This window comes from Streptococcus oralis subsp. dentisani (genome assembly GCF_003944205.1).
GTDB classification, from domain to species: Bacteria; Bacillota; Bacilli; order Lactobacillales; family Streptococcaceae; genus Streptococcus; species Streptococcus oralis_BH.
Map to the genome: position 1 here is coordinate 20,504 of NZ_RJPH01000016.1, position 6,998 is coordinate 27,501.

The following is a 6,998-nucleotide window of genomic DNA, read 5'->3' on the forward strand; positions in this document are numbered from 1 at the left end:
TATGAGGAAAGTTAGGACGGAGTCTCTAGTTCAATCGGGCTCCTTCTTTTCTTGCCATCTTCCTTTTAAAAGGATCAACAGTGAGAAATATACAGAAAGAAAATCCATGAAACAATTTTTAGAACGGGCTAGTATTTTGGCCCTCTCCCTCGTTTTGATTACCTCCTTTTCCATATCAAGTGCTCTACCAGCCATGTTTGACTATTATCAAGGCTATCCCAAAGAACAAATCGAGCTCCTAGTCAGTCTCCCTTCTTTTGGGATTATGATTATGCTAGTCTTAAACGGGGTGCTAGAGCGTTTGTTTCCTGAGCGACTTCAGATTAGTCTGGGACTTCTCATCCTCTCTATCGGTGGAACAGCTCCCTTCTGGTATCAGGATTATAACTTTGTCTTTGCTATGCGGATTTTATTTGGCTTGGGTGTTGGGATGATCAATGCCAAGGCTATTTCCATCATCAGCGAACGCTATCATGGAAAGACACGGATCCAGATGTTGGGTCTTCGCGGATCAGCAGAAGTTGTCGGGGCGTCGATTTTGACTCTAGTGGTAGGTCAACTCTTGTCCTTGGGATGGACAGTGACCTTCTTGGCCTACAGTGCGGGATTTTTAGTATTGATTCTTTATCTTCTCTTTGTCCCTTATGGGAAAGAAAAGAAAGAAACAAAGAAAAAAGAGGCCGAAACGACTCGTTTGACAGGACAGATGAAAGGCTTAATTTTTCTATTGGCTGTCGAAGCAGCAGTTGTTGTCTGCACCAACACAGCTATCACCATTCGTATTCCTAGTCTGATGGTGGAAAGAGGTCTAGGGGATGCCCAGTTATCGAGTTTGGTTTTAAGTGTCATGCAGCTGATTGGGATTGTGGCTGGTGTGAGTTTTTCTTTCTTGATTTCTCTCTTTAAAGAAAGATTGCTCCTTTGGTCAGGCATCGCCTTTGGATTGGGGCAGATTGTGATTGCCTTGTCTCCGTCATTGGGTGTGATGGTAGTTGGAAGTATTGTGGCAGGTTTTTCTTATAGTGTGGCCTTGACCACTGTCTTTCAGCTTCTTTCTGAAAGAATCCCAGCGAAGCTCCTTAATCAGGCAACATCTTTTGCAGTGTTAGGATGTAGTTTTGGGGCCTTTACGACACCATTCGTCCTGGGAGCTGTCGGTATGGTTACTCAAAACGGGATGCTGGTCTTCACCATTCTAGGATGCTGGTTGATTGTCACTTCTATTTTTGTTATGTACGCACTTCAAAAGAAAGCTTAGGAATGATTCCTAGCTTTTTCTTTATTATTTCTGTACCCAGACAATTTCCTTTCTTTGAACTTGTTTGCAGGATTATTTCTTGATAAAATAAGACTTATGACAAGATATAAAGCAATTATTTCCTATGACGGCTATGCCTTTGCTGGCTTTCAGCGTCAGCCCCATGCGCGGAGCGTTCAGGAGGAAATCGAAAAAACCTTAACGAGGCTGAATAAAGGACAAGCGGTTACTGTTCACGGTGCTGGTAGGACAGATAGTGGGGTCCATGCTCTTGGTCAGGCCATTCATTTTGACCTCCCCTATCAGATGGATGAGGAAAAACTCCGTTTTGCTCTGGATACCCAATCTCCGGAAGATATCGATGTAATCTCGATGGAGCTTGTGGCGGATGATTTTCACTGTCGTTACGCCAAGCATAGCAAGACCTATGAGTTTATCGTGGATAGAGGACGTCCCAAAAATCCTATGCGCCGTCACTATGCCACTCACTTTCCTTATCCGCTCGATGTGGAACGGATGCAGACGGCAATCAAAAGGCTAGAAGGAACCCATGATTTCACTGGTTTTACAGCCTCTGGGACTAGTGTGGAGGATAAGGTTCGCACCATCACAGAAGCGAGTCTTAGGGTGGATGATACAGGCCAGTTTTTGACCTTTACCTTTTCTGGAAATGGTTTTCTTTACAAACAGATTCGCAATATGGTGGGGACTCTTCTCAAAATCGGCAACAACCGCATGCCAGTTGAGCAGATTGACCTCATCTTGGAGAAAAAGGACAGGCAACTTGCTGGTCCCACTGCAGCACCGAATGGCTTGTATTTGAAGGAGATTCGTTATGAAGAATAATCGTATTTTAGCACTTTCTGGAAATGATATTTTTAGTGGTGGTGGTTTGTCAGCTGATTTGGCCACCTATACCTTGAATGGTTTGCATGGTTTTGTAGCGGTGACTTGCTTGACAGCCTTGACAGAAAAGGGATTTGAAGTCTTTCCGACGGACGATACTATTTTTCAACATGAGTTGGATAGTTTGCGTGACGTGGACTTTGCAGGGATCAAGATTGGTCTTCTCCCTACTGTCAGTGTGGCTGAGAAGACACTGGACTTTATCAAGCAACGTCCGAGAGTGCCTGTGGTATTGGACCCCGTTTTGGTCTGCAAGGAGACGCATGATGTGGCAGTCAGCCAACTCTGTCAAGAGTTGATTCGCTTTTTCCCTCATGTCAGTGTGATCACGCCTAATCTCCCAGAAGCAGAATTGCTAGCAGATCAAGAGATTAAAACCTTGGAAGATATGAAGACAGCAGCGCAGAAATTGCATGACTTGGGAGCGCCAGCAGTTATTATCAAGGGAGGCAATCGCCTCAGTCAGGACAAGGCAGTGGATGTCTTTTATGATGGACAAACTTTCACTGTTCTAGAAAACCCAGTCATTCAAGGCCAAAATGCTGGCGCAGGTTGTACCTTTGCCTCAAGCATCGCCAGTCACTTGGTTAAAGGGGCTGAACTTTTACCAGCAGTAGAGAGTTCTAAAGCTTTCGTTTACCGTGCTATTGCACAAGCAGATCAATATGGAGTAAGACAATATGAAGCAAACCAAAACAACTAAAATCGCCCTTGTATCCCTTTTAACCGCTCTTTCAGTAGTCCTAGGTTATTACTTAAAAATTGGAACGCCAACAGGAATGTTGACTCTCTTGGATGCAGGTATTTTCTTTACTGCCTTTTACTTTGGCAGTAAAGAAGGAGCTGTCGTTGGAGGACTAGCAGGGTTTCTAATTGACCTTCTATCAGGCTATCCACAGTGGATGTTCTTTAGCTTGGTAAACCATGGCTTGCAGGGATTTTTCGCAGGATTTAAAGGGAAATCTCAGTGGCTAGGCCTTATCTTAGCTACTATTGCGATGGTAGGAGGCTACGCCTTGGGTTCAACTTTGATGAATGGCTGGGCGGCAGCCCTACCAGAAATCCTACCAAACTTCCTGCAAAATATCGTGGGAATGGTTGTAGGGTTTGTGCTTAGTCAGAGTATTAAGAAAATTAAGTAAAGCGGCTGGAGAAAAGTTCTAAAAATCAGAAAAACGCATAATATCAGTTGTTGAAAAACCTTGATATTATGCGTTTTATTGTGGGAAGATTTTCAAAGAATATTAATCAAAATAAAGCAAATCTTTGCTGGTGCTTGTAAAGAGGTCAAAGCCATCCTTGGTTACGACACCACAGTCTTCGATACGAACGCCGACTTTACCAGGGATATAGATACCTGGTTCAACAGAGAAGCACATGCCTTCTTCGATGACCATGTCGTTTCCTTCCATGATAGATGGGAATTCGTGGACATCCATACCGATACCGTGACCGAGACGGTGGTTGAAGTACTCACCGTAACCAGCTTTTTCGATGACTTCACGGGCGGCGCGGTCTACTTCATGAGCAGTCACACCTGGCTTGATAAAGTCAAGGGCAGCTTGTTGGGCTTCAAGGGTCAAGTTGTAAATATCTTTCTTGAATTGGTCTGGTTTGCCGACAGCGACCGTACGAGTCATATCTGAGGCATAGCCATTAACCATGACACCGAGGTCAAAGAGGAGAAGGGCGTCCTTTTCAACTTTGTTTGCACCAGGAATTCCGTGTGGATTTGCAGCGTTATCGCCAGTCAAAACCATGGTATCAAAGCTCATTTCATAGCCTTCACGTTTCATAGCAAAGTCGATTTGAGCGATGATATCTGTCTCAGTCTTATCAAGAGAAATGTTGTCAAAACCAACTTTGACAGCTTTATCAGCATAGAGACCTGCAACCATCATTTTTTGCACTTCGTCAGCTGATTTGATGAGGCGCATGCGTTGGATGCGAGGAGTGAGATTTTCAAACTCAGCAGTTTCAAAAACTGTTTTCAAGCCATGGTATTTGGTCAAGATGAGATTATCAAACTCAACAGTGACACGTTTGAAGTCGTGCTGAGGCAAAGCGTTTTTGATTTTTTGCCATGGATTTTCAGAATCCACATAACCCACTACTGGGAAGGAAACGGTGCTGGTTGCACGCTCCACTTCAAGGGCTGGGACAAAAAGGAGAGGTTCCCGGTCCGCTAAGACAAAAAGGAACATTTGGCGTTCATGGGGATCACTGTAAAAGCCAGTGAGATAATTAATAGTGACGGGGTCAGATACGACAGCGACGTCTAGTTTTTCTGATTCAAGATATGTTAGGATTTGTTGTAATTTAGACATATGCTACCTTCTTTCTACCCCTCTATTTTGGCAAAAAAAAAGAGAAAATGCAAGAGAGAAGGGTAAAAGAGCAAGCAAAAAGAACTCCGATATGATAGGGGAGTTCTTTGATATAGTTGTCCTTAGTTTAAGAAAAGTCAGCCTTGCTTTTCACGTCACTGTACTCTTCAGCGATTTCTTGACTGAGAATGTCCTCATAGGCAGGGAGTTGGATATCCTGACCGTATTTTTTTCGGAGGGCAGTAGTGACTAGGCGATAAGCTAGATTGGCATTACGAGAGAGGATAGGTCCGTGGAAGTAGGAACCAAAGACATTCTTATAATGAACCCCTTCGCCGATCTTTTCTTCGTTATTTCCATTTCCATAGACAACCTGTCCCAGCGGTTTTTGGTCATCAGAAAGGAAGGTACGGCCTTGGTGATTTTCAAAGCCATAGTAGGTTTCATCGAAATCTTCATTGTGAATCTTGATATCACCGATAAAACGGTTATTGGTCTGGTTGAGGGTGTAGTGACCCATGACCCCTAGCCCTTCTATGCGTTTCCCTGAAGCCTCAACATAATATTGCCCCAATAGTTGGAAACCGCCACAGATGGCTAGAAATACTCCTTCGTTTTGGATGTAGTTGTCAATGCTCTCTTTTTTAGTAGGCAGGTCGCTAGCGATGATACTTTGTTCAAAGTCTTGACCACCACCGAAAAAGGCGATATCGTAATGATTTTCATCAAAATCATCATGGAGAGAAACGATATCAACCGTCACATGTGCCCCCAGTTTTTCAGCTACATACTTGAGCATGAGGATGTTTCCATTGTCCCCGTAGGTATTCATGAGGTTTCCATAGAGGTGGGCAATGTTGAGCTGATAAGGGTAGTTGCCATCTTTTGAGGAAAGTGAAGTATAAACCATTAGTTCATCTCCTTTCTAACAATCTGACGACTAGCCAGTAGTTCACGGAATTCAAGCATAGCAGTATAGGTAGCCAGGATATAGGCATGTTTGCAGTCTTGGTTCTCAATGGTCTTGAGAACTTGCTCCAGACTACTTGTCTCAGTGATTTTCTCAGCTGGATAACCCGTCACTCGTAGACGACGAGCGATTTCAGAATGACGGACACCGCCAGCGTTGATTTCTGGAATGTCCATGTCAGTGATTTGTTCAAAGTCAGCATCCCAGATCCAGCTGGTGTCAATCCCATCAGCATAGTTGGCATTAAGGAGGACAGATAGGCTAAATGGATAAGGTGCTAGTTTGATCATTTCAATAGCTTGGGTCGCTCCAACAGGATTCTTGATGAGGACAAGGGTACATTCCTTATCACCGATATGGAAGGTTTCCTGGCGTCCAAAGACAGCGCGGCTCTTGTCAAATCCTTGCTTGATGAGTTGTGAATCAGCCCCGAGGAAACGGGCAATAGCAACCGCAGTAAGGGCATTGTAGATATTATAGAGTCCACCGATTTGGATGCCGTATTCTTGTCCGTCAATGACAAAGCGGGAGCGATTGTTGGTCAACTCAACCAAGTCTGTTAGACGGTAGTCCAAGTCAGGACGTTTGCAACCACAATTTTCACAGATATAGGCACCCAAGTTGGCATAGGTATTGTGCTCATATTTGAGGATGCCTTGACAGTCAGGGCAGAGGATTCCTTCGGTATTGTAGTGAGCCAGTTGGGCTGGCCCTTTTTCCAAATCAAAACCAAAATACTCTACAGGATTTGGAATAGCTGGCTTGTAGAAAAGCGGACTGTCACCATTGAGGAGGACAGTAGCCGTAGGCACCTTACGAATGGCATCCAAAATCATCTTATAAGTTGTGTAAATCTCACCGTAGCGGTCCATCTGGTCACGGAAAATGTTGGTGATGACAAAAAGACTAGGCTGGATATAGTCACAAATACGAGATAGGCTGGCTTCGTCAATTTCAAGGACGGCAATATTTTTCCCAGTTTTAGACGATTTGGCAGTCAAGAAGGTCGTTGCAATCCCTGTGATCATGTTGGCACCACTAGGATTGGTTAGAACCTGACCATAAACTTCTTTTAAAATGCCGACAGTGAGGGCAGTTGTCAGGGTTTTGCCATTGGTTCCAGTGACCACGACAATCTCGTAGTTCTTAGCTAGATTTTGTAAAATATCTTTATCAAATTGAAGGGCGAGTTTTCCTGGGAGCGTACTTCCACGACCAAGACGGTTCAAGATGAAGTGAGAAGAACGCCCAGCAAGAAGGCCCAAAGTAGTTTTTAATTTCATGTTTCTATTATATCATACTGCGCCCAGCAGTCCAATAACTAAAGTAACCTCTAAGATCAACTAAAGAAGTAACCTTAGAAGTGCTTTTTAGGTTCTGATTAAACCAAACCAATCAAATACAATATCTTTGGATTTGATAACTTTGGCAACTTTAAGAAATAAATCTTTCTTACTCTGAACATAAGAAAGGAGAGGACATCGATTATCCCCTACAGGTTTTAAAATTTCATTAATCCATTATAACTGACAAAGAT

7 protein-coding genes are annotated in these 6,998 nt (G+C 43.6%); 4 read left to right on the plus strand and 3 right to left on the minus strand.

From position 1 onward, the window contains the following. Positions 1-106: 106 nt before the first annotated feature. From D8805_RS09090 to D8805_RS09105, 4 genes are all read left to right on the plus strand, one after another. Positions 107-1,258: an MFS transporter gene (locus D8805_RS09090; RefSeq protein ID WP_125416937.1), complete on the plus strand. Its 1,152-nt coding sequence runs from the start codon at positions 107-109 to the stop codon at positions 1,256-1,258. Positions 1,259-1,354: 96 nt separating this feature from the next. Beyond that, the gene (gene truA / locus D8805_RS09095) at positions 1,355-2,104 is read left to right on the plus strand and encodes a tRNA pseudouridine(38-40) synthase TruA (RefSeq protein WP_125416939.1); all 750 of its coding nucleotides are present in this window, start codon (positions 1,355-1,357) and stop codon (positions 2,102-2,104) included. After that, complete coding sequence (locus D8805_RS09100) at positions 2,094-2,867, plus strand: bifunctional hydroxymethylpyrimidine kinase/phosphomethylpyrimidine kinase (protein ID WP_125416941.1); 774 nt, start codon at positions 2,094-2,096, stop codon at positions 2,865-2,867. The genes truA and D8805_RS09100 overlap by 11 nt, the downstream gene beginning before the upstream one ends. After that, entirely contained in the window at positions 2,845-3,306 is a 462-nt protein-coding gene (locus D8805_RS09105) for an ECF transporter S component (protein ID WP_125416943.1), read from the plus strand. Before D8805_RS09100 ends, D8805_RS09105 begins: the two co-directional genes overlap by 23 nt. A gap of 102 nt (positions 3,307-3,408) precedes the next feature. Here D8805_RS09105 and D8805_RS09115 read toward each other — a convergent pair whose 3' ends face one another. From D8805_RS09115 to murT, 3 genes are all read right to left on the minus strand, one after another. Then, positions 3,409-4,491 (minus strand): M24 family metallopeptidase, encoded by a 1,083-nt coding sequence (locus tag D8805_RS09115; protein WP_125416945.1) that lies wholly within the window; start codon positions 4,489-4,491, stop codon positions 3,409-3,411. A 127-nt stretch (positions 4,492-4,618) separates the two neighbouring features. After that, positions 4,619-5,401, minus strand: a complete 783-nt coding sequence (gatD, locus tag D8805_RS09120; RefSeq protein WP_125416947.1) for a lipid II isoglutaminyl synthase subunit GatD — start codon at positions 5,399-5,401, stop codon at positions 4,619-4,621. Beyond that, a complete protein-coding gene (gene murT / locus D8805_RS09125) occupies positions 5,401-6,744 on the minus strand; it encodes a lipid II isoglutaminyl synthase subunit MurT (RefSeq protein ID WP_000770009.1) in 1,344 nt (447 codons plus the stop codon). The genes gatD and murT overlap by 1 nt, the downstream gene beginning before the upstream one ends. Positions 6,745-6,998 lie beyond the last annotated feature (254 nt).

Excerpts from the sequence above, each read along its gene's own strand:
- D8805_RS09090 (WP_125416937.1), top strand. The coding sequence starts at position 107 with ATGAAACAATTTTTAGAACGGGCTAGTATTTTGGCCCTCTCCCTCGTT.
- truA (WP_125416939.1), top strand. The coding sequence starts at position 1,355 with ATGACAAGATATAAAGCAATTATTTCCTATGACGGCTATGCCTTTGCT.
- D8805_RS09105 (WP_125416943.1), top strand. The coding sequence starts at position 2,845 with ATGAAGCAAACCAAAACAACTAAAATCGCCCTTGTATCCCTTTTAACC.
- gatD (WP_125416947.1), bottom strand. The coding sequence starts at position 5,401 with ATGGTTTATACTTCACTTTCCTCAAAAGATGGCAACTACCCTTATCAG.
- D8805_RS09115 (WP_125416945.1), bottom strand. The coding sequence starts at position 4,491 with ATGTCTAAATTACAACAAATCCTAACATATCTTGAATCAGAAAAACTA.
- D8805_RS09100 (WP_125416941.1), top strand. The coding sequence starts at position 2,094 with ATGAAGAATAATCGTATTTTAGCACTTTCTGGAAATGATATTTTTAGT.
- murT (WP_000770009.1), bottom strand. The coding sequence starts at position 6,744 with ATGAAATTAAAAACTACTTTGGGCCTTCTTGCTGGGCGTTCTTCTCAC.